We start from the raw sequence: 19,859 nt of genomic DNA, 5'->3' as shown, positions 1-19,859 counted from the left end.
TCACTTGATCGCCGTGAGGAGCGGCTCGATCTCGTCGATGGCGTACGGGATCGACAGGACGGTGTTGAAGGAGAACGCGGCGCCGATGTCGGGGCCCTGGTAGGGCACGAAGAGGTCGCGCTTCTCCTGGCTGACCTTCAGCTTCTTGTAGAGCGGCTCGGCCTTGATGCGGTCGTTGGCCTCGGTGCTGGAGGTGACCCAGACGAGGCGGTCGACGTCGAGGACGTTCAGCTTCTCGGCGCTGAGTTCGGCCGCGTTCCACCCCGGCTTGGCGAGGGTGTCGATCTCGGGCTTCAGAGTGAAGCCGAGCTCGGCGAAGAAGATCGCCTTGGGGTCCGTCCTGGTGAACGCCGAGTACTTGCCGGCCTCGAAGCTGTCGGCGACGGCGAGGGTCTTGCCGGAGAACTCGGGGTGCTTGTCCCGGACGGCCTTGAAGCGGGCGTCGATGTCCGCGATCAGCTTCTCGGTCTCGGCGTCCTTGCCGAGCGCCTTGCCGATCTGCCGGGTCATGACCTGCCACGGCGCCCCGTAGTCGGGGTGCTCCTTGGGCTGGGCGACGACCTTGGTGAACTTGGAGAGCGTGTCGTACTGCTCCTTCTTCATCCCCGAGTACTGGGCGATGACGAGGTCGGGCTTGAGCGCGGCGATCTTCTCGATGTTGTACTCGTCGCGCTCGCCGACGATCTCGGGCTTCGTGTCGCCCCACTTGTCCTTGGTCCACGGCCACTTGCCGTAGGGGTCCTCCTTGAACCAGTCGACGGCCCCGACCGGCTTGACGCCGAGCGCGAGGACCGCGTCCTGGTCGGAGAGGCCGAGCGTGACGATCGTCTTCGGCGCCTTGTCGATCGTCGTGCTGCCGTACTTGTGCGTGACGGTCACCGGGAACGCGGCGGGCGCGCCGTCGGCCGGGGCGGGCGCCGAGGACGGGGTGGCGGGGTCGGCCTTGTCGCTGCCGCCGCCGCAGGCGGCCAGGGCGAGCGCCGCGACGGCGACGACGGCCAGCCGGGGGGCGGATCTGGCGAACCGCGCCAGTACGGGACGTGCACCAGTGGACACGGACGTTCCTTTCACGGGGATTCACAGTGCGTGCCGCGTCGGCCGGGCACGGCGGAGCGGCCCGGCGGGGCGCGGCGGTGGTGCGTGGGGGGTGGCGATCGGTGGGGCGCGCGGGTGCGGGGCGCCCGGAACGGCGTCAGCCGAGGGTGGCGACGCCGTCGGGGACCGGCCGGGCCCGCTCGGCGGCAGGGGCCTGGCGGCGGTCGAGTACCGAGCCGAGGATCTCGCCGACCCTGATGGCGGTGTTGGAGAGCAGCGACGACGTGATGCCGTGGGTGTGCTCGGTGCCGCCCTGGAGGTAGATGCCGCAGCGCAGTTCGGGATCGGTGGCGAGCCGGTAGTCGCGCTCGACGAGGAGGCGGCCGTGCGCGTCGCGGCGGCAGCGGCCGGCCACGTCGCCGAGGAGCGCGACGGGGTCGGCGGGGCTGTACCCGGTGGCGAGGACGACCACGTCGGCGTCGAGGACCGTCTCCTCGCCGCTGACCAGGGAGGTGACCGAGGCCCGGACCCGGTCGGGGCCGTCCTCGACGCCGGTGAGCCGGGAGACGTTGAGGAAGCGGAGGCGCTCGGTGCCGAGGACCTTCTCCTGGTACGACTGCCGGTAGAGGTCGTCGATGAGGTCGATGTCCACCACGGAGTAGTTGGTGTTGCCGTGGTAGTCCATCAGCTTGCGCTTGATGTCGTCGGGGGCGGTGAAGTACTCGTCGACCGCGTCGGGGTCGAAGATGCGGTTGGCGAAGCTGCTGTCGTCGGCGGGGCTGTAGCCGTAGCGGGAGAAGACGGCGCAGATCTCGGCGCCGGGGAAGCGGCGGTGGAGGTAGGCGACGTTCTCGGCGGCGCTCTGCCCGGCGCCGACGACGACGAACCGCTCGGGGTCGGTGCCCTCCAGGCCGTCCACCTTCGCCAGCAGGTCGGAGTTGTGCCAGACGCGGTCGCTCCGCTCGATGCCGTCGGGCAGGCGGGGGCGCAGTCCGGTGCCGAGGACGAGGTTGCGGGCGCGGTGGACGACGAGTTCGTCGCCGGCGCGGGCGGTCACCTCCAGGTACTCCACGACCCCGTCCTGGAGGACCGGTTCGACGGCGATGATCTCGTGGCCGTACGACACCATGTCGTCGACCTTGGCCGCCGCCCACTCGAAGTAGTCGTGGAACTCGACGCGGAGCGGGAAGAGGTTCTTGTGGTTGACGAAGTCGATCAGCCGGCCCTTGCTCTGCAGGTAGCAGAGGAAGCTGTACTCGCTGGCGGGGTTCCGCAGGGTCACCAGGTCCTTGAGGAAGGACACCTGCATGGTCGCGTCGTCGATCAGCATGCCGCGGTGCCAGCCGAAGCACGCCTGCCGCTCGAAGAAGTGGGCGGTGACGGCCTCCTCCCGACCGACGCGGGCGTTGTGCTCGCTGAGCGCCAACGCCATGGCCACATTGGACGGGCCGAAGCCGATGCCAATGAGGTCGTGGACCAGAGGGGTGTCACCAGGATGGACCTGCGACATGTCACTCCCATCGTGCGGGCCGTCTGTGGGGCGTGTGGGGGAACGGGACATCGGGCACACCGAGAAGGCGGCCGACCCGAACTTAGGTAAAGCTAACCTCATCTGACGGGGGCTGTCGACAGGGCAACCGGCGTCGAAAATCGGCCAATGGCCGTGAACAGCCTTGAAATGAGGCCCAGTTGTAAACTTAGGTAAGCCTTGCTTTACTTATCGCCGTTGCCACGCCCTTCCGAGGAGGAAGCCCATGCGGGTCGTCATGTTCGGCTATCAGACCTGGGGCCATCGCACCCTCCAAGCGCTCCTGGACTCCGAACACGACGTCGTGCTGGTGGTCACGCACCCCCGGAGCGAGCACGCCTACGAGAAGATCTGGAGCGACTCGGTCGCCGACCTGGCCGCGGAGCACGACGTCCCCGTCGTCATCCGCAACAGGCCCGACGACGAGGAGCTGTTCCTCCGGCTCAAGGAGGCCGATCCGGACATCATCGTGGCCAACAACTGGCGCACGTGGATCCCGCCGCGGATCTACACGCTGCCGCGGCACGGCACCCTGAACGTCCACGACTCGCTGCTGCCCAAGTACGCGGGCTTCTCCCCGCTGATCTGGGCCCTGATCAACGGCGAGTCGGAAGTGGGCGTGACGGCCCACATGATGGACGAGGTCCTCGACGCGGGCGACATCGTCGGACAGCAGGCGGTCGCCGTCGGACCCACCGACACCGCGACCGACCTGTTCCACAAGACGGTCGACCTCATCGCCCCCGTCACCATCGGCGCCCTCGACCTGATCGCGTCCGGCCGGACCGACTTCACCCCGCAGGACAGGTCGCAGGCCAGCTTCTTCCACAAGCGCGCCGAGGAGGACATCCGCATCGACTGGAACTGGCCGGCCGACGTCCTCGAACGCCTGGTCCGCGCCCAATCCGCCCCGTATCCGGCCGCGTTCACCTACCACCGCGGCAAGCGCCTCGAAGTCCTCTCCGCCGTCGTCTCCGCCGGCCGCTACGGCGGCACCCCCGGCCGCGTCTTCTACCGCGAGGGCGACGGGGTGGTGATCGTCGCCGGCGCCGACGCCCGGACCGGCCGCAACCACGGCCTGGCCCTCACCCGCGTGCGGACCGAGGACGGCCGCGAACTCCCCGCGACCGAGTACTTCACGTCCATGGGCGGCTACCTCACCGGCCGCCCCTGACCCCGAGGAAACCCACCATGCGTACCGCACGGCCCAGGCACTACCTCATGTGCCGGCCCACCCACTTCGACGTGGTCTACTCCATCAACCCCTGGATGGACCCGGCGAAGCCCGTCGACACCCCCCTGGCCATCGCCCAGTGGGAGAAGCTGCGCGAGGTCTACCTGAACCTCGGGCACACCGTCGACACGATCGACCCCGTCCCCGGCCTCCCCGACATGGTCTTCGCCGCCAACGGAGCCACCGTCGTCGACGGACGCGCCCTGGTCGCCCGCTTCCGCGACGCCGAGCGCATCGCGGAGGGCCCGGCCTACCACGCCTGGCTGCGGGACAACGGCTTCCCCGACCTGCGCACCGCCGGGGTCGTCAACGAGGGCGAGGGCGACTACCTGCTCGCCGGCGAGTGGCTGCTCGCGGGAACGGGCTTCCGCAGCGACCCCCGCTCCCACGACGAGGCGCAGGAGTTCTTCGGGCGCCCCGTCATCGGGCTGACCCTGGTCGACCCGCGCTACTACCACCTGGACACCGCCCTCGCGGTGCTCGACGAGACGACGGTCGCGTACTACCCGGCGGCCTTCTCGCCGGGCAGCCTCGCCGTCCTGCGGCGGCTGTTCCCGGACGCCGTGATCGCCACCGAGGAGGACGCGGCGGTCTTCGGCCTCAACGCCACCTCGGACGGCCGCAACGTCGTCCTGCCCCACAACGCCACAGCGCTGACAGAGCAGTTGCGCGAACGGGGCTTCCACCCCGTCGGCGTGGACCTCTCGGAACTCCTCAAGGCCGGCGGCAGCGTCAAGTGCTGCACGCTGGAGCTGCGTACGGCCGCCTGAACCGACGTGCCCCGGACGGTCCCGGGGCACGTCGCCGGCGTGTCTCGGACGCACCGGCCGAACCCCAAGGAAGAGTTGATGGAACAGCCGGTCGTCTCCGGTACGGCGCACGACGCGTCGGGCAACCGCTTCACCCTGGTCGGCATCTCGAACGTGCCGACCGACTGGGCGGACGTCTTCAGAGCCCTCGCGGGCACCGACCTGTCCCTGGCCCCGGCCGCCGACACCGCTCCGCCGGAACGGACCTCGCCGCCCGCCCCCGCCACCGCCCCGTGGCACCCGCCGAAGCCCGTGCGGACGACCCCGCCGAGCGTGCTCGACCTCAACGCCTACCTGATGTCGGCCGTCGGGAAGGCCGCCCGCCGCAGACTCACGGACGCGCTCGCCGCACGGGGGTTACGCCTCTGGCACCTCACCGTGCTGACCCTGCTGGACGACCTCGGCCCGCAGATGAAGACGGCCCTCGCCACCCGGCTCGACATCAACGTCAGCGACCTCGTGAAGATCGTCAACGACCTCGTCGGCCTCGGGGACGTGGTCTGCGTCCGCGACACCGGCGACCGGCGCCGCGTCGTGGTCCGTCTGACCCCGCACGGCAGGGCCTCCCTCGCCGGACTCACCGCGGAGATCGCCGCGACGGACGACGACGTCCTCGCCCCCCTCGACGAGGACGAACGCCGTCAACTCGCCTCCCTCCTGCGCCGCGTTCACCATCACCTCACCTCCCCGTCCCCGTGACACGGAGGCGGGCGCGCGGTACAAGAAAGCGAAAGCGATCGGCAGCAGATACGACAAGTGTGGTGAAACCAGCGCGTTATGACGGGCGTCGGTGATCTGCCGGGCTACAGTCCCGTCTCAAGATCCCGTTCGCCACACCCTCAAGGGGGAATCTGCCATGGGCAAGACCGAAAGCGGAACGTACGAGGGGTTCTCCGCCGACGAGCGTGCCGCGATGAAGGACCACGCCAAGGAGCAGAAGGCCGCCGCGCGCCGCAGCTCGCAGGCGGACAAGGCGGCCGAAGCGGAGCGGGACGTGCTGGCCAAGATCGCCGAGATGCAGGACGCCGACCGGGTCCTCGCCGAACGCGTCCACGCCGTCGTCACCACCACTGCCCCGGACCTCGCGCCCAAGCTCTGGTACGGCATGCCGTCGTACACCCTCGACGGCAAGATCGTCTGCTTCTTCCAGAGCGCCGAGAAGTTCAAGGCCCGCTACGCGACCCTCGGTTTCAGCGACCGGGCCAACCTCGACGAGGGCACGATGTGGCCGGCCGGATTCGCCCTCACCGAGGTGACGCCCCAGGTCGAGGAGCGCATCGGCGCCCTCGTGAAGCAGGCGATCAGCTGACCCCCGGGCCCGGCGGCTCGATCTCCGGGCCCTGCTCACGGCACCGGGCGGGTCGTCCCCGCCCGGCAGCGCGTCACCTCATGTCGTCGCGGGCCCTCGCGGCGCGTGCGCGCGCCTTCTCGGCGACCTCCTCGACCTTGCCCTTCATCCGGTCGGCACGGCCCTCGGCCTGCAGCCGCTCGTTGCCCGTGGCCTTGCCCACGGTCTCCTTGATCTTCCCCTTGCCCTTGTCCATGCCGCTCTTGCCCATCAGTCCGTTCCTTTCCGGTCAGGTGCGGTGCGTACTCCCGTGGCCGTGTCCGCCGAGGGAGTCGACTTCGCGTCGAGCGACACGCCGTGCTCCTCTCCTCCGTCGGAACCCCCGCCACCTCTGCGCCTCACCTCCCCCGGGCGCCTCAAACATCGTCGGAACGCATCGGGGTCGGACGGACGGGCGGCTCGCGCTCAGGCGGCGGAGATCCGCGGCCGGACGTCGGGGGCTCGCGCATGATCGCGGGGAGAGGGGGCACGCGCGGCAGTAACCGAGTGCCCTCGCGCCGAGGACGACCGGCAGGCCCTCGGACACCCGGGAGGTGCTCACCATGGTTCCCCTTCTCCTCGTACTCCTGCTGATCCTCGTGCTGTTCGGCGCGGGGTTCGCCGTCGAGGTGCTCTGGTACGTCGCGATCGCGGTGCTCGTGCTGTGGCTGCTCGGCTTCCTGATGCGGAGCGGCAGCGGCCGCTGGTACCGCTGGTGAGACCGAGGGCCCGACCCGATCACGCGGACGCGCCCCGGCCTGTGGCCGGGGCGCGTCCGCGTGCGTGCGGAGGGTGACGGGACGCGGTCTCACCCGGTCTTCCCCGGGCCCCCGGCCCTGCGCCTCGCCCGGCGGAAGAGAAGCCGCGCGAGAGCGGTCAGGGTCAGGACCCACACCGCCGCGAAAGCCCAGATCAGCACCGTCGCCTCGGTGACGACGGCGAGGACGAGCAGGACGAGCGTCAGGGCGCCGAGGAGGGCGACGACCCCGGATGCGGGAACCCGGCCGGCCTCGGGCGGACCGCCAGGGCTCCTCCCGCGGGTTCGGGACAGCGGACGCAGGCGTCCTCCCCGACCCATCGTGCGCAGGCGGTGGGCGAGCGGCTCGTCGCGGTCGAGTTCTCCCTCGATCTCCGCGAGGACCTGCCGTTCGCGGGCAGTGAGCGGGGCCTCGTCCATCCCGGACACCTCCTCCCGTACGCCGTCGCGCAGGAGGCGACGCGAGGGACGAGCGACGCGGGCACGTCGCACCGTGCGGGCTATGGGATAAATCGTGTCAAAAGTATCGGCAACGGGCATCCTGGAGGGAGAAGCCCGACCGACGGACCCCCGCCGCCGCCCCCGCGACAGGCGGCGAAGGCCCACCGCCACCGTCGAAGGAGCGGCAGCCATGCCCACCGCCGCAGAGCGTTCCGCCGGCCCCACCGCGCCCGTGCCGGTCCTCACCGGCGGCCCGGGAGCGGCCACGCGGCGGGCGGCGCTGGACGGGCTGCCCGAGCCGGTCAGTCCGAGGGCCGTCTCCACCGACGACGCGCGCGCACTCTCCGTGGCCCTCTTCGCACGGCTCCGGGTCCTGGAGGAGGGCACGCCGGAGTACGCGTACGTGCGCAACACCCTGATCGAGCTCAACCTCAGCCTGGTCAGGTTCGCCGCCCGGCGGTTCCGGCACCGGACCGAGCCCACCGAGGACATCGTCCAGGTCGGCACGATCGGCCTGATCAAGGCCATCGACCGCTTCGACCCGGGCCGCGCCGTGGACTTCTCCGCCTTCGCCCTGCCGACGATCGTCGGCGAGATGAAGCGGTTCTTCCGCGACACCAGCTGGGCCGTCCGGGTCCCCCGCCGGCTGCAGGAGCTGCGGATCGACCTCGCCAAGAACTCCGACACCCTGGAGCAGCGGCTCGGCCGAAGGCCCAGCCGCGCGGAGCTGGCCGAGCAGCTGCACCTCACGGAGGAAGGCGTGGCGGAGGGCCAGCTCGCGGCCCACGGCTACTCCACCCGCTCGCTGGACGTGCCGGCGGGCGAGGAGGACGCGGTCTCCGGGACGGATGAGCGTCATCTGGCCACGTCGGAGCCCTCCTACGAGCTCATCGAGTACCTGACCTCGCTGCGGCCGCTCCTGGCCCGGCTCGACGACCGCGACCGGCACATCCTGGAGCTCCGCTTCGGCGAGGAACTCACCCAGGAGGAGATCGGCCGACGGCTCGGCCTCTCCCAGATGCACGTCTCGCGACTGCTCGCCCGGATCCTGGGCGAGCTGAGGGAGGGGCTGCTCAGGGACGGCACCCCGGCCGACGGGACGGACGGCTGATCTCCAGCCAGACCACCTTGCCCACGGCCCCGGGTCCCTTGTCGACCGTGCCCCAGGCTCCGGCCAGCCGGTCGAGCACCATCAGACCGTGACCCCCGGGCAGCCCGGGCGGGCGGGGCGCCTGCGTCCGGGGGTGGTCGGCGCTGGCGTCGGCGACCTCCACGCGCAGCCGTCCCTCCGCGTGGCGCAGGACCAGCTCCTCGGGGCCGCCGGCGTGCAGACAGGCGTTGGTGACGACCTCGGAGACCAGCAGCAGCACGTCCTCGACCCGCTCTTCCTCCTCCTCGGTCGCCGGAGGGATCCAGCCCCAGTCGGCGAGTGCCGCGGCGGTGAAGTCGCGGCAGCGCGCCACGACGCCCCGGGTCCCGTTCACGACGAGCCTGCGGACCTGCTCCGGGGGGACGTCAGCGCGCTGTGTCATGGCCGCCTCCGTCGCTCCGGTCCGACAGCGCCTCGTCCACACTCCCGTAGACCGCGAACACCCCCTTGGCTCCTGTGATCTCGAACATGCGCACCACCGGGTGGCGCAGCCCGGCGAGGTCGGCGTGCCCACCGCCCTCCTGCATCCGCAGGCGCACCCTGAGCAGCACGTTCAACCCCGAGGAGTCGCAGAACGCCAGCCCGGAGCAGTCGACGACGATCCTGGCGCTCGCCGGGCACGTGCACACGGCCTCCCACAGCGGATCGACCGTGTCGCGGTCGAGTTCGCCGACGAGCGTGAGGACGTACGTGCCGCCGCCGGGCACGGGCCTCACCGTGACGCCGAAGCGATCGGGCCCCTCCTCGGAGCCTTCCTCCACCAGATCATCGTCCCGCATCGACTCCCCAACCTCCCTCGTGCCCTTCGATCTTTCTACACCTTTCCCTGAGGAGACGACGGGGAGATCGGCCCCTCCCTGTGTCCGTGACGCGACTACCCGGCCGCCGGCCCCTCACGCCCCGGGGCGTGATCGGATTCCGGCCGGTCCGGCTCGTCACCGGCCGTCGGCCGTCCCCCCGCGGGGATCGACCCGATCGCGGGCTCGCGCCACCGCGACGGGCGCGGTCGCCGGGGTTACGGTCGGCGGCATGGCTGGTGATCGTCAAGGGTGGCTGCGGTGCCTGCTCGCCGGGGCCGTGTTCGTGGTGGGGATGACCGGTACGACGCTGCCGACCCCGCTCTACCCGCTCTACCAGGAGAAGTTCGGGTTCTCGGAACTGACGGTGACCGTCGTGTACGCCGTGTACGCCTTCGGCGTCATCGGTGTGCTGCTGCTCGCCGGCAACGCCTCGGACACCGTCGGCAGGCGGACGACGCTGCTGTGGGGCCTCGGGTTCGCGGCGGCGAGCGCCGTCTGCTTCCTGAGCGCCGAGGGGCTGGGATGGCTGTACGCGGGCCGGCTCCTCTCGGGCCTGTCGGCCGGCCTCTTCACGGGCGCCGCCACCGCCTACGTCATGGACCTGGCGCCGCCCGGCGGCGCCTCCCGCGCCACGCTGGTGGCGACGGCCGCCAACATGGGCGGCCTCGGCTGCGGCCCGCTGCTCGCCGGGATCCTCGCCGAGTACGCCGCCGAGCCGCTGCTGCTGCCGTTCGCCGTGCACCTGGCGCTGGTGGCCGTGTCCGTAGTCGTCGTGCTCGCGCTCCCGGAGACCGTACGCGACCGCCGCCCGCTCGGCGCCGTGCGGCCGCAGCGCCCCGCGCTCCCCGCCCCGGTGCGCCCCGTCTTCGTCCCGGCGGCCATCGCCTCCTTCGCGGGGTTCGCCCTCTTCGGGGTCTTCACCTCGGTCAGCCCCGCCTTCCTCTCCCGGTTCCTGCACGTGGACAACCACGCGGTGACCGGCCTGATCGTCGCGCTGGCCTTCTTCTCCTCCACCGCCGGGCAGATCGCCGTCGGCCGGGTGGGGGTGCGCCGGTCGCTGCCGCTGGGCTGCGCCGTGCTCTTCGTCGGTCTGGCCCTGCTCGCCGGGGCGCTGGCCACCGACCTCCTGGCCCTCGTGGTCATGGCCGCCGTCGTCGGGGGCGTCGGACAGGGCCTCTCCTTCCGCGCCGCGCTCGCCGCCGTCGCCGGCGCGGCGCCCCCCGCCCAGCGCGCGGCGGTGATCTCCACCCTCTTCGTGGTCGCGTACACCGGCATCTCGATCCCCGTGATCGGCGTCGGCCTGCTCGCCGATCCGCTGGGCCTGGAGAGCGCCGGCCTGGTCTTCACCGCGTGCATGCTCGTGCTCGTCGCCTCCGCCGCCGCCTACCTCCTGCGGCGGCCGGTGAGGACCGGCGCGCCGTGAGGCGGCGGAAACCGGGCGGGCGGGGGGACACTGGAGCATGATCACCATTCACCTGAAGTACGAGATCGACGCCGACAAGCTGGAGGACTTCGAGGAGTACGGCCGCCGCTGGATCGCCCTCGTCAACCGCTTCGGCGGCACCCACCACGGCTACTTCCTCCCCGGCGAGGGCGACAGCGACATCGCGTACGCCCTGTTCTCCTTCCCCGGCCTCGCCGAGTACGAGATCTACCGCACGGCCAGCTTCCAGGACCCGGAGTGCCAGGCCGCCTTCGAACTGGCCCGTACCACCGGCTGCATCAAGCGGTACGAGCGGCGCTTCCTGCGCCCGCTCGACGCGAACCCGACCACCGTGGCGACGTCGGCCGCCGAGGGTCACTGACCCGGTTCCCCCGGGGCCCGCTCCCCCGCGACGTCATGCGGCGGGGGAGCGGGCCGGGGGCTTCCGGTCCCCCGCCCTCACCGGGGCGCCGTTCGCCTCGGCGCGACGCCGGTCCCGCCCGGCGCGGCGCGGCGCTCCCGCACCGGGCGGACCAGCGGTTCGACGACGAGGAGCTGGGCCGCCGCCAGGGCGAGGCAGAGCCCGGCCGTGCCGGACCACAGGGCGCCGACGCCGACGTGGGCGAGCAGCTGCGTGGAGGTGACGGGGGCGACGACGGTGGCGATGCCCCAGCTGATGCCGTACGCGGCGAGGTAGCGGTCGGCGCCGCCGCGCGGCGCCAGGTCCGCGACCACGGTCAGGACGCGGCCGAGGATCAGGACGTCGCCGAGGGTCCACACGAGCGTGGCCGCCAGGAACGCGGGAAGGGCGGACGCGACGGCGTAGCCGGCCAGGCCGATCGCGAGGAGGACATGGCCGAGCGCGAGGGCCGCGGAGTCGGGGAGCGAGGCGAGCCGGCGCAGGCGCAGCGCGGGCTGGGAGGCGACGACCGTCACCGCCGACGCGGTGAACAGCAGCCCGGCGTCGGCGGGTTCGAGGCCCCGGCGGGCCAGGGTCAGCGGCAGTCCCATCGTGATCTGCGTCGTGACCAGGGCGAACAGGGTGCCCGAGAGGAAGACGGCTCTCAGGGCGCGGTCCCTCCACGGCCGTACGGGCTCCGCCGTTCCGGGGGTCCGGAGAGCCGACCGGTCGGTGTGGTCGGCGGGCAGCGCGAGGCGGAGGGCCAGCGCGCACAGGAGGCAGGTGGCCGCGTCGACGACGAACAGCCACCGGAGGTCCCACCGGCCCAGGGATGCCGCGATCAGGCCCGCGCCGGTGCCGCCCGCGGCGAGGGCGGCGTTGAAGAGGCCGTAGGCGCGGACCCGTTCGGAGGGGCCGACCGCGTCGGCGATCAGTGCCTGGCTCGGCGGCTCGTACAGCTCGAAGAACAGCCCGAGCAGGACCGCGAAGACGGCCACCGCGACGAGCGACCCGGCGGCGGCGATGCCGAGCTGGGCCGCCGCGCACCCGGTGAGCCCCAGGACGATGGTGCGGCGCCGTCCGATGCGCGTCGCCAGTCGGCCCCCGACGAGCCGCGACGGGATGGTCGCGAGGCCGAAGGCCGCCGAGAGCAGGCCGGCCGTCGTGACGCTCGCACCGAAGTCCGCGCTGATCAGGACGGTCAGGAACGGCAGGGAGAAGGCGCCGAGCCGGTTGATCGCCCGCGCCGCCACCAGAAGCCATACGGTCCGCGGCATCCCGCACCCCTCACATGACTGTCTAATCGACTATCGTCAGTCACGCACGCTAACCATCGAGGGAGTGACTGGTCAAGTGATGTTCGACAGTCACGTCGCGGTACTGCTGGAGTACGCCGTATCGCTCGTGAACGCATTGACCGCAGGCGAGGCCCGCGGCCGTCCGCATCCCGCCCCGCACGGGCCGGACCTCCTCCCGGCGGTCGAAGCCGCGGTCGCCGACGTCTCCGGCGCGCTCCCGCGCACCCTCGATCCCGACCAGGCCGCCTCCCTCGTCGCCACGGCCTACGCCCTGCGCGAGGTCTTCCGCGCCATGGACGACGGCGACCCCGACACCGCCGCCGCCACGGTCAACGACCTCCTGCGCGACACCGGCGCCCGGCCCCGCCTCGACCGGACCCCCGACGCCGGCGCGGCCGCTGCGGAGAGCGGAACCCCGCCCTGGCGGCTGCACTTCCACGGGGCCGACGACACCTTCGCCACCGGCCACGGCGCCGCCTGCGCCACCGCCCTCGCCCTGGCCGTCGGCGGCAGCCTCGCGAGCCGACTCGGCGTCTGCCACGCCGCCCGCTGCGACCGCGTCTACGTCGACACCTCCCGCAACGGCGCCCGCCAGTTCTGCTCGACCGCCTGCCAGAACCGCACGAAGGCAGCGGCGTTCCGGGCCCGCAAGGAGGCGGAGGGCTGACCGTCCGCGCCGGACCGCGCGGGACGGGGCCGGGTCCTCACGGCCCCGCGCCGACGGCCCCGAACAGATGACGCGGACGGATGGCGCGGACGGATGGCGGGAGTCGCGGGCGAGGACGTCGTGGTCACGACCAGGAGGCCACCACCAGGGAGCGCTCGGCGGCGGCGAGGTGGACGGCCGAGGCGAGCCACGCCCGCGCGTAGCCGTCGGACGACGCGTCGGTGAGACGGCCGAAGGCGTCACGGGGACGCCGGTCCGCCTCGGCCGCCAGGTCGGCAGCGAGCCGGGCGGCACCGCCGAGCCCCGCACGGTGCAGCGGCGCCGGCAGCCCGGCCGCGTCCGCCCCGCGGCCCGCCTCGGCCACGGCCCGGCGGCCGCCCGCGACGCCGGTCTCCAGCAGCCGGCGCACCCGCCACAGCGGCGCGTCGGCGAGTGGATCGGGCCCCGCGGTCACCGGCCCCCGGTGGGCGGACTCCGGCGACTCGCGCGGGAAGTGAGCGCCCTGGAGGCGGTCGTAGCCCAGGTCGGCCCGGCCCAGCCATGCGTCCGGCAGCCGTAGCGTGTGCGCGGCGCCGGGCACGGAACCGACGGCCAGCGGGCGGAGCGTCGCGGCCCGGTCCGGGTCGGGACGGCCGAGGACCCGGAGCAGGACCCCCGGATACCGGGCGATCCGCCGCAGGTTGTCCGCGTGCGGCAGCTCGGGGTGGGGGTGGGCCGGACGGAGCCGCAGCAGGGGTCCGTCGCCGGCGACCCGGGCCACGACGTACTCCCCCGCCGCGCCGACCACCTCCACGTCACATCCCAGCAGCCCCGCCTCGCCCCCGCCCTGCCCCTGCGCGAGGCCGTCGAGCGCGGCCGCCATCGCCTCGCGGACCGGTCGCGCGAACAGCGCCGCCGCCGGCTCCTCGGACCAGTGCACCCCGCGCAGCGGCGTCGCGCTGACCCCACGGCCCGCACCCAGCCGGCCGTCCGCCGAGACGGTGGCGCCGACGATCCGGAGACCGCCGCGCGCCAGGTCGGCATGGTCGAGCACCGCCCCACCCAGCGCCACGGACGCCGTACCCGCGCCCCTCGCGCGGGCCAGGCCGCCGGGTCGCACGTCGGACACCGAGTAGGGCGAGCCGTCCTGCCCCACCAGATGCGTGGCCACCCCTCCGTAGCCGGTCGCCGACAGCACCGGCTCCCGGCAGAGGCCGAACACCCGCAGGCTGCCGCCCTGTTCGTAGGCCCGGCGCGTGGACCCCGCCGCTGCGGCGCCGGCCGCACCGGACATCAGGAGGGCAGCGCCCGCCAGCAGTTCCCGGAAGGCGTCCGCGAGATCGCCGAGCCGCTGCCCCTGACCGCGCTGCCGAGCCGAGCGCAGCCCGCGCACCACGCGCAGGGCGGCGGCCTCCGCCCGCGGCAGCCCGGCCAGCCGCACGGTGTGCGCCGCGCGCAGCAGCTCCGCCTGCACCACCGCCCCGCCGGCCGTCACCCCCGCGGCGAGCGCCTCGGCCCCCGCCGCCCAGAGCGCCTCCGCCGCCCGGACCTGCCCGGCCGTCGGCCCGACCGGAGCGGAGGGGTCGGAGAGCGGGGGCTCGGAGGCCGACGCGGAGGAGGGCGTCACGGCTCCGGTGCCCGGCTCGGAAGCCTCCCGGCCGGGCGCGGCCGCACCGGTGGCGGTGCCGGGCTCGGGGGCGCCTCCCGCCGTGCGCGTCTCCCCGGCGGCGGCCGTCGAGACGCCGTCGGCGGGTGCGGCCACCGGTCCGTGGTCGGTTCCTTCCGCCTCACCGGCGGCTCCGGCCCGCTCGGCGTCCGCGATCGGCGCCGCGCAGAGGACGGCGGCCCGGTGGAGGCAGCGGGGGGCCAGCAGACAGGTGCAGAGGGCCTGTTCGGGGCGGGTGACCGTACCGAGGGGGTCGGGGTGGAGGGTGACGACGGCGTCCTCGCCGAAGCGCACGGTGACGGAGCCGTCGGCGGCGGGGACGGCGTGCTCGGCGCACGCCGCGGTGGCCGCGTCGAGCTTCTTGCGCAGCCGGGCGCTGAGCTGTTCGACGGCGTCGGCGAGGACGTCGGGGGCGACGGGTGGCAGGTCGTCGGGGTTCAACGGGCTTCTCCACGGAGGCGGTCGCCGACCCAGCGGGCGAGGGCGAGGGGGCTGAGGGCGGCCACCGGCATGCCGGCGGCGACGAGTCGGCGGGCGACGGGCACCGAGTAGCGCGGCGCTCCGGCGTCGTCGAGGGCGGCGCAGCCCAGCAGGTGGGCGCCGGAGGAGGCCAGGGCCCGGACCTCGCCGAGGAGCCCGGCGAGGGGGGCTCCCTCCTCGAAGTCGCTCACCACGACGACGAGGGTGCGGCTCGGCACGGTGATCAGGGAACGGGCGTGGGCGAGGGCGGCCGCGATGTGGGTGCCGCCGCCGACCCGGACCTCCAGAAGCAGGGAGAGGGGGTCCTCGACCCGGTCGGAGAGGTCCACCACCTGGGTGGAGAAGGCCAGGAAGTGGGTGGAGAGGGTGGGCACCCCGCCGAGGACGGCGGCGGTCAGCGCCGACCAGATCACCGACGCCTCCATGGAGCCGGAGACGTCGACGACGAGGATCAGCCGCCAGTCCGCCTCCTTGCTCGCCCGGGTGCTGAACACGGGCCGCTCCGGGACGACCACCACGCGCCCGTCGTCGGTGCGGCGGGCGTGGGCGAGGTTGGCGCGCAGGGTACGGGCGAGGTCGAGGCGGCCGCCGGGGCGGCGGGTGGGGCGCGGGGTGGCGAGCCCGGCCAGCGTCGGCCGCAGCCGCGTGGCCAGCTCCCGGGCGAGCTCGTCGACGAGCCGCTTCACCAGCGGCCTGAGCCGGGCGAGCCGGGCCTCGGGCATGCCGCCGGCCAGCGAGAGCACCGAACGCAGCAGCTCCACCGACGGGCGGACCGCCGCCGGGTCCAGTTGTGCCAGGACGTCGGCGCGCCCGGCGTCGGCGGCCTCGGCGAGCACCTCCTCCCGCACGTCGGCGCCGAAGAGCGCCTCCAGCTCCTCCGACCACTCCCGCGCGGTGGGGAACGACAGGTCCTGTCCGCCGCCTTGGCCGGATCCCCCGTCCGGGTCGTCCGCGCCTTCTCCGCGCCCGCCGCCGTACAGCTCGTCCAGGGCGCGGGCGTACCGGCGGGCGTCGGCGGTCAGGCGGTCGCGGTGACGCCCGAGCAGCAGCCGCCACCGGTCGGCGGTGGCGAGGCCGTGGCCGTCCGGCGCACCGGCGGGGGGCGGGTCCGCCGGAGTACGGGGAACCGTGTCCACGGCACCCGCCGAGGCCGCTCCGGCCGTCGCGGCGGGGCCCTGGTCGAACGGCTCGGCCGCACGGGCCGTGCCGTCCGGCATCCGGCGCGAGGCGTCCGAGGCGTCCGAGGCGTCCGACGCCTCGTGGCCGGTCAGGGAGAGGGACTTGAGAGCGGCCATGCCGGCGGCATCGGCCGCCGCCCAGAGGGCGAGGAGTTCCGGCGGGGCGTCGAGGGAGAGGTCGATCCGGTCGCCGAGCCGTTCGGTGACCGTGGCGAGGAGCCGGTCGCGGGCCGCCGGGGCGAGCGCGTCGAAGCCTCCCCGCAGGGCGGGGAGCCGGTCGAGGAACGCCTGGTCGTCCAGCTCGTCCACGCGGTCGAGCAGGGGGGAGAGTGCGTCCGGGGATGCCTGGAGCAGCGGTCCCGCGGCCGTCAGGAGACCGGCGAGGCGCTTGGTGAGGGCGCGTCGGGAGTCGGGGGCGGTCGCCGCGTCGATCCAGCCGACCGCGCGCTCGCCCAGTCCGGACGCGGGGTCGAGGTCGAGCATCACGCGTACGGCGAGGGCGGCGCCCTGCATCAACGGTGTGGCGTCGGCGGCGAGTTCGGCGAGGGCCCGGTCCAGCCGGAGGCCCAGGTGCCGGGCCGCGGTCCGGTCCGCCAGCGCGACCAGCGCCCCCGCGTCCGCGGCCGTGTCACTGCCGGCCAGACCGGGGAGGGCACGGACGGCGGCCTCCAGCAGCTCGCCGGTGAGGACGCCGGCCAGGTCGCGGGCGTGGTCCGAAGCGCCGGGGTAGTGGCCGCGCCGTATGCCCTCCAGGAGATCGAGCGCCGCGAGGAGTTCGGGCAGGTCTGCGGTGGCGGGCAGGACGTCGGACGCCTCGCGCAGCCGGGCCTCGACCAGCTCGGGCAGGTCGCAGCGGGCGGCGGCGGTGAGCCCCGCCAGGATCTGGGCGGGGGTCGGTCCGCCCTCGGCGGCCTCGCGGCGTGCGGTGTCGGCGAGCGTGCCCGCGGCGGCCTGCTCCGCGGTCACGCCGCGGGCTCCGGCGAGGTCGAGCCGCGCGGGCACGGCAGGCGTCCACGTCAGCCGCCACTTGGTGCCGAGCGCGGTGCCGTCGCCGGTGGACGCCACCGCGACGGGTTCGCCGTAGGAGGCGCCGATCACCAGGAGGCGCTGCAGCAGCACCTCACGGCGGCCGTCCAGGGCCGAGCGGAGCGGGTCGAGGCGCACCTCGCGCGGCTCGGGTTGCTCGGGGCGCGGGAGGCGCAGTGCCGCGAGCTCCTCCTCGACCGAAGGGCCCAGGCCGGAGCGCGGCGCGTGCGGGCTGATCCTGCCGCGCGTCGTGCCGACGAACACGGCCTCCAGGGCGGTGGCCAGCGCCCTTCCCCGGCCCAGGGGTTCTCCCTGGCCGAGCACGGTTGTCACGGCCTCCAGGATCTCCCCGCGCCCCGGTGCGGGCAGTCCGCGCAGCGAGGCCAGGTCGCACGCCAGCCGCAGTGTCTCGGCGGCCTCTCCCGTGCCCGCGGTGTGACCGGCGCGGCGCATCTCCCGGCACAGTCCGGTCAGCGCCGCGGCCGCGGCCTCCCGGAGGCGCTCCGGGTCGCCGGCCGCCGTGAGCACGGCCTGCTGCCAGAGCGGGTCACGGATGCCGGCGGGGTAGCCGGACCGCGAGTCGAGCAGGTCGAAGGAGTAGGGCACCAGGGAGGTCACCGGTGGTTCGGAACCCGTCGGCACGGGGGCCGCGTCCGCCGGGTCGGCGCGCGGGTACGTCTGCGCGTCCGACGCGGTGTCCGCACCCGCCTCGACCGCCAGGGCCGGGGCGTGGAACGCGCCGATGACGGCCGCGACGCGGCGCCCCCCGGCGGATGCCTCGGCGATCACGCGCCTCATCCGTTCCTCGCGGGCGAGGTCGGTGGAGGGCACCGCGGCGTCGGCGCGCAGGGCCCAGCCGACGCCGAGCGCGGCGCGGCGCACGGCCTCCGGGGAGCTGCCGGGCGCCAGGACCTCCACGGCCCGGTCCCACATGTCGTCGCCGTCGCGGCCGGTGGCGGAGGCGGAGAGCGCGTCGGCGAAGGAGCGGCGGCGGGTGGTCTCCTCGTCCTCGGAACGGCCCGTCCCGGCCGGGGACCAGCCGGGGTCGGAGAGGGGCAGGTCGCAGCAGACGACCTCGGCCCCGCGGTCGCGGGCCCACCTCAGGGCCGCCAGCTCCGGCGAGAAGTCGGCGAAGGGGTAGAACGACAGCCGGCCGGCCTCGCCCGTGCCGGCCAGGGCGACCGGGGCGACGGTCTCGGGGTGGGACAGGTGCTCCAGCCAGGGCTGGAAGTCGGCCGGGAGTTCCACGCAGACGACCTCGGCCCCGGCGTCGTCGAGGAGCGCGGGCACGACCGCGGCGAGGGCGGGGCTGTGGTGGCGCACCCCCAGGAGGTACGGCGCACGCGACGCGGCGAGCGCGTCGACGGCGGCCCGTGGGTCGAGGGTCGTCACCGCAGGCTCCCGCGCAGGTCCCAGAGGCGGCGCCACATGGCGGAGCCGTTCTCGGCGCGGCGGCGGACCGGGCCGTCCCAGTAGCCGAGGAGCCGGGCGTGGTCGGCGGGGTCGTCCTTGCGGACGACGCCGAGGAGGTGGCCGGGCAGCAGGTCGAGGACGTCGCCGCCGGGCAGGTACGCGGCCGCGACGCCCAGGGACGCCGCCACCTGGACCGCCTCCGCGGTGGACATGACCGTGCCGGGCCGTTCCACGTCCCAGCCTTCGGTGGAGCGGCCGGAGCGCAGGTCGCGGAAGACGGTGACCAGCGCGTCGAGGACGGCGTCGTCGACGCCGAAGGCGGCGCCCGCCCGCTGGACCGCCGCGACGGCCTGCCGTCGGATCAGCACCGCCTCGGCGTCGGCGTCGGCGATCGGGTCCACCGTCTCGAAGTTGAACCGTCGCTTCAGCGCCGCGGACATCTCCGACACGCCCCGGTCGCGGAGGTTGGCGGTGGCGATGACCGTGAACCCGGGCACCGCGGCGACCACGGCGTCCTCGGTGGCGGTCAGCTCGGGCACGGTGATCCGCCGGTCGGACAGGACGGACACCAGGGCGTCCTGGACCTCGGGCAGGCAGCGGGTAATCTCCTCGACCCGCACCACGCGCCCGGTGCGCATGGCGGAGAGCACGGGCGAGTCCACCAGGGCCTGGGGCGTGGGGCCCTGGGCGAGCAGCAGGGCGTAGTTCCAGCCGTAGCGGAAGGCATCCTCGGTGGTGCCCGCCGTGCCCTGCACGGTGAGGGCGCTGGTGCCGCTGACGGCCGCCGCGAGGAGCTCGGAGAGCATCGACTTGGCGGTGCCGGGCTCGCCGGTGAGGAGGAGTCCGCGCTCCCCCGCCAGCGTGACCACGCACCGCTCGACCAGGGCGCGTTCGCCGACGAACTTGGGCGCGATCTCCCGCTTCGACGGCAGGCCGGCCTTGCGTCCGGGCAGGGCCAGCTCCACTCCGCCGCTGCCGCAGACGAACGTGACGACCGCGCGCGGCGTCAGCGCCCAGCCGGGCGGACGGGGGCCGGGGTCCTGCGCGGCGAGGAAGGCGAGCTCGGCGGCGTACCGCTCCTCGGCCGGCTGGGCCTGCCGGGCGTGGACGGTCTGGTCGGTGACGGTCATAGGGGTTCTCCGTGGGGCGGGTACCGGCTCGGGGGCGGTACGGGGGGCGAGTTCGGGAGGGGACGGGGCTGCGCGGGTGGCGCGGTGCGGCGCCCCGAGGCGGGGCGCCGCACCGCGC

General features: G+C 74.2%; 19 protein-coding genes. 9 read left to right on the top strand and 10 right to left on the bottom strand.

All coding sequences use genetic code 11. The annotated features are described in order from the left end of the window. Together AB0424_RS01465 and AB0424_RS01460 are read right to left on the bottom strand one after the other, a co-directional pair. Nucleotides 1-1,056, bottom strand: coding sequence for an iron-siderophore ABC transporter substrate-binding protein (locus AB0424_RS01465; RefSeq protein WP_366301289.1), 1,056 nt, complete (start codon nucleotides 1,054-1,056; stop codon nucleotides 1-3). Between the two features lie 136 nt (nucleotides 1,057-1,192). Further along, nucleotides 1,193-2,545, bottom strand: a complete 1,353-nt coding sequence (locus tag AB0424_RS01460) for a SidA/IucD/PvdA family monooxygenase (protein ID WP_366301287.1) — start codon at nucleotides 2,543-2,545, stop codon at nucleotides 1,193-1,195. 244 nt (nucleotides 2,546-2,789) lie between these two features. On the opposite strand from AB0424_RS01460, the gene AB0424_RS01455 reads away from it, so the two are divergent. The 4 genes from AB0424_RS01455 to AB0424_RS01440 all read left to right on the top strand — a co-directional run bounded on the left by AB0424_RS01455 (nucleotide 2,790) and on the right by AB0424_RS01440 (nucleotide 5,915). Next, nucleotides 2,790-3,737, top strand: coding sequence for a methionyl-tRNA formyltransferase (locus AB0424_RS01455; protein ID WP_366301285.1), 948 nt, complete (start codon nucleotides 2,790-2,792; stop codon nucleotides 3,735-3,737). A 17-nt stretch (nucleotides 3,738-3,754) separates the two neighbouring features. Then, the gene (ddaH, locus tag AB0424_RS01450) at nucleotides 3,755-4,567 is read left to right on the top strand and encodes a dimethylargininase (RefSeq protein WP_366301283.1); all 813 of its coding nucleotides are present in this window, start codon (nucleotides 3,755-3,757) and stop codon (nucleotides 4,565-4,567) included. A gap of 78 nt (nucleotides 4,568-4,645) precedes the next feature. Next, nucleotides 4,646-5,305, top strand: coding sequence for a MarR family transcriptional regulator (locus tag AB0424_RS01445; protein ID WP_366301282.1), 660 nt, complete (start codon nucleotides 4,646-4,648; stop codon nucleotides 5,303-5,305). A gap of 157 nt (nucleotides 5,306-5,462) precedes the next feature. Continuing rightward, a complete protein-coding gene (locus AB0424_RS01440) occupies nucleotides 5,463-5,915 on the top strand; it encodes a DUF1801 domain-containing protein (RefSeq protein WP_366301281.1) in 453 nt (150 codons plus the stop codon). Between the two features lie 73 nt (nucleotides 5,916-5,988). Here AB0424_RS01440 and AB0424_RS01435 read toward each other — a convergent pair whose 3' ends face one another. Beyond that, nucleotides 5,989-6,165 carry a CsbD family protein gene (locus tag AB0424_RS01435; RefSeq protein WP_366301280.1) on the bottom strand — a complete coding sequence of 59 codons (177 nt, stop codon included), beginning with the start codon at nucleotides 6,163-6,165 and terminating at the stop codon, nucleotides 5,989-5,991. Between the two features lie 331 nt (nucleotides 6,166-6,496). On the opposite strand from AB0424_RS01435, the gene AB0424_RS01430 reads away from it, so the two are divergent. Then, nucleotides 6,497-6,652 carry a hypothetical protein gene (locus tag AB0424_RS01430; protein ID WP_017237571.1) on the top strand — a complete coding sequence of 52 codons (156 nt, stop codon included), beginning with the start codon at nucleotides 6,497-6,499 and terminating at the stop codon, nucleotides 6,650-6,652. An 89-nt stretch (nucleotides 6,653-6,741) separates the two neighbouring features. On the opposite strand, the gene AB0424_RS01425 is transcribed toward AB0424_RS01430, so the two are convergent. Then, nucleotides 6,742-7,110, bottom strand: a complete 369-nt coding sequence (locus AB0424_RS01425; protein WP_366301278.1) for a hypothetical protein — start codon at nucleotides 7,108-7,110, stop codon at nucleotides 6,742-6,744. 211 nt (nucleotides 7,111-7,321) lie between these two features. On the opposite strand from AB0424_RS01425, the gene AB0424_RS01420 reads away from it, so the two are divergent. Continuing rightward, nucleotides 7,322-8,242: a SigB/SigF/SigG family RNA polymerase sigma factor gene (locus AB0424_RS01420; protein WP_366301277.1), complete on the top strand. Its 921-nt coding sequence runs from the start codon at nucleotides 7,322-7,324 to the stop codon at nucleotides 8,240-8,242. Here AB0424_RS01420 and AB0424_RS01415 read toward each other — a convergent pair. Both AB0424_RS01415 and AB0424_RS01410 read right to left on the bottom strand, forming a co-directional pair. Continuing rightward, nucleotides 8,205-8,663, bottom strand: coding sequence for an ATP-binding protein (locus AB0424_RS01415; protein WP_366301276.1), 459 nt, complete (start codon nucleotides 8,661-8,663; stop codon nucleotides 8,205-8,207). The genes AB0424_RS01420 and AB0424_RS01415 overlap by 38 nt on opposite strands. After that, nucleotides 8,647-9,060 carry an STAS domain-containing protein gene (locus AB0424_RS01410; protein ID WP_366301274.1) on the bottom strand — a complete coding sequence of 138 codons (414 nt, stop codon included), beginning with the start codon at nucleotides 9,058-9,060 and terminating at the stop codon, nucleotides 8,647-8,649. The genes AB0424_RS01415 and AB0424_RS01410 overlap by 17 nt, the downstream gene beginning before the upstream one ends. Nucleotides 9,061-9,310: 250 nt before the next feature. On the opposite strand from AB0424_RS01410, the gene AB0424_RS01405 reads away from it, so the two are divergent. Together AB0424_RS01405 and AB0424_RS01400 are read left to right on the top strand one after the other, a co-directional pair. After that, nucleotides 9,311-10,504: an MFS transporter gene (locus tag AB0424_RS01405; RefSeq protein ID WP_366301273.1), complete on the top strand. Its 1,194-nt coding sequence runs from the start codon at nucleotides 9,311-9,313 to the stop codon at nucleotides 10,502-10,504. 37 nt (nucleotides 10,505-10,541) lie between these two features. Continuing rightward, a complete protein-coding gene (locus AB0424_RS01400) occupies nucleotides 10,542-10,886 on the top strand; it encodes an NIPSNAP family protein (protein ID WP_366301271.1) in 345 nt (114 codons plus the stop codon). 77 nt (nucleotides 10,887-10,963) lie between these two features. On the opposite strand, the gene AB0424_RS01395 is transcribed toward AB0424_RS01400, so the two are convergent. Further along, nucleotides 10,964-12,181, bottom strand: a complete 1,218-nt coding sequence (locus tag AB0424_RS01395; protein WP_366301270.1) for an MFS transporter — start codon at nucleotides 12,179-12,181, stop codon at nucleotides 10,964-10,966. 64 nt (nucleotides 12,182-12,245) lie between these two features. Between AB0424_RS01395 and AB0424_RS01390 the strand changes: the two genes are divergently transcribed. Next, nucleotides 12,246-12,869 carry a CGNR zinc finger domain-containing protein gene (locus AB0424_RS01390; protein WP_366301268.1) on the top strand — a complete coding sequence of 208 codons (624 nt, stop codon included), beginning with the start codon at nucleotides 12,246-12,248 and terminating at the stop codon, nucleotides 12,867-12,869. Nucleotides 12,870-12,993: 124 nt separating this feature from the next. Here the strand turns inward: AB0424_RS01390 and AB0424_RS01385 are convergent, their stop codons facing one another. The 3 genes from AB0424_RS01385 to AB0424_RS01375 are packed head-to-tail and all read right to left on the bottom strand — an operon-like array spanning nucleotide 12,994 to nucleotide 19,741. Next, entirely contained in the window at nucleotides 12,994-14,955 is a 1,962-nt protein-coding gene (locus AB0424_RS01385) for a hypothetical protein (RefSeq protein WP_366301266.1), read from the bottom strand. Beyond that, nucleotides 14,952-18,590 (bottom strand): DUF5682 family protein, encoded by a 3,639-nt coding sequence (locus tag AB0424_RS01380; protein WP_366301265.1) that lies wholly within the window; start codon nucleotides 18,588-18,590, stop codon nucleotides 14,952-14,954. Before AB0424_RS01380 ends, AB0424_RS01385 begins: the two co-directional genes overlap by 4 nt. After that, complete coding sequence (locus AB0424_RS01375; RefSeq protein ID WP_366301263.1) at nucleotides 18,587-19,741, bottom strand: AAA family ATPase; 1,155 nt, start codon at nucleotides 19,739-19,741, stop codon at nucleotides 18,587-18,589. Before AB0424_RS01375 ends, AB0424_RS01380 begins: the two co-directional genes overlap by 4 nt. Nucleotides 19,742-19,859: the final 118 nt, after the last annotated feature.

It is taken from the genome of Streptomyces sp. NPDC051180 (assembly GCF_040689545.1).
Classification (GTDB): domain Bacteria; phylum Actinomycetota; class Actinomycetes; order Streptomycetales; family Streptomycetaceae; genus Streptomyces.
This window is presented reverse-complemented; position numbering and strand designations above follow the sequence as displayed.

Bases quoted from the DNA above. Each gene is read 5' to 3' on its own strand.
- AB0424_RS01460 (WP_366301287.1), bottom strand. From the start codon at position 2,545: ATGTCGCAGGTCCATCCTGGTGACACCCCTCTGGTCCACGACCTCATT.
- AB0424_RS01455 (WP_366301285.1), top strand. From the start codon at position 2,790: ATGCGGGTCGTCATGTTCGGCTATCAGACCTGGGGCCATCGCACCCTC.
- ddaH (WP_366301283.1), top strand. From the start codon at position 3,755: ATGCGTACCGCACGGCCCAGGCACTACCTCATGTGCCGGCCCACCCAC.
- AB0424_RS01445 (WP_366301282.1), top strand. From the start codon at position 4,646: ATGGAACAGCCGGTCGTCTCCGGTACGGCGCACGACGCGTCGGGCAAC.
- AB0424_RS01440 (WP_366301281.1), top strand. From the start codon at position 5,463: ATGGGCAAGACCGAAAGCGGAACGTACGAGGGGTTCTCCGCCGACGAG.
- AB0424_RS01435 (WP_366301280.1), bottom strand. From the start codon at position 6,165: ATGGGCAAGAGCGGCATGGACAAGGGCAAGGGGAAGATCAAGGAGACC.
- AB0424_RS01430 (WP_017237571.1), top strand. From the start codon at position 6,497: ATGGTTCCCCTTCTCCTCGTACTCCTGCTGATCCTCGTGCTGTTCGGC.
- AB0424_RS01425 (WP_366301278.1), bottom strand. From the start codon at position 7,110: ATGGACGAGGCCCCGCTCACTGCCCGCGAACGGCAGGTCCTCGCGGAG.
- AB0424_RS01420 (WP_366301277.1), top strand. From the start codon at position 7,322: ATGCCCACCGCCGCAGAGCGTTCCGCCGGCCCCACCGCGCCCGTGCCG.
- AB0424_RS01415 (WP_366301276.1), bottom strand. From the start codon at position 8,663: ATGACACAGCGCGCTGACGTCCCCCCGGAGCAGGTCCGCAGGCTCGTC.
- AB0424_RS01410 (WP_366301274.1), bottom strand. From the start codon at position 9,060: ATGCGGGACGATGATCTGGTGGAGGAAGGCTCCGAGGAGGGGCCCGAT.
- AB0424_RS01405 (WP_366301273.1), top strand. From the start codon at position 9,311: ATGGCTGGTGATCGTCAAGGGTGGCTGCGGTGCCTGCTCGCCGGGGCC.
- AB0424_RS01400 (WP_366301271.1), top strand. From the start codon at position 10,542: ATGATCACCATTCACCTGAAGTACGAGATCGACGCCGACAAGCTGGAG.
- AB0424_RS01395 (WP_366301270.1), bottom strand. From the start codon at position 12,181: ATGCCGCGGACCGTATGGCTTCTGGTGGCGGCGCGGGCGATCAACCGG.
- AB0424_RS01375 (WP_366301263.1), bottom strand. From the start codon at position 19,741: ATGACCGTCACCGACCAGACCGTCCACGCCCGGCAGGCCCAGCCGGCC.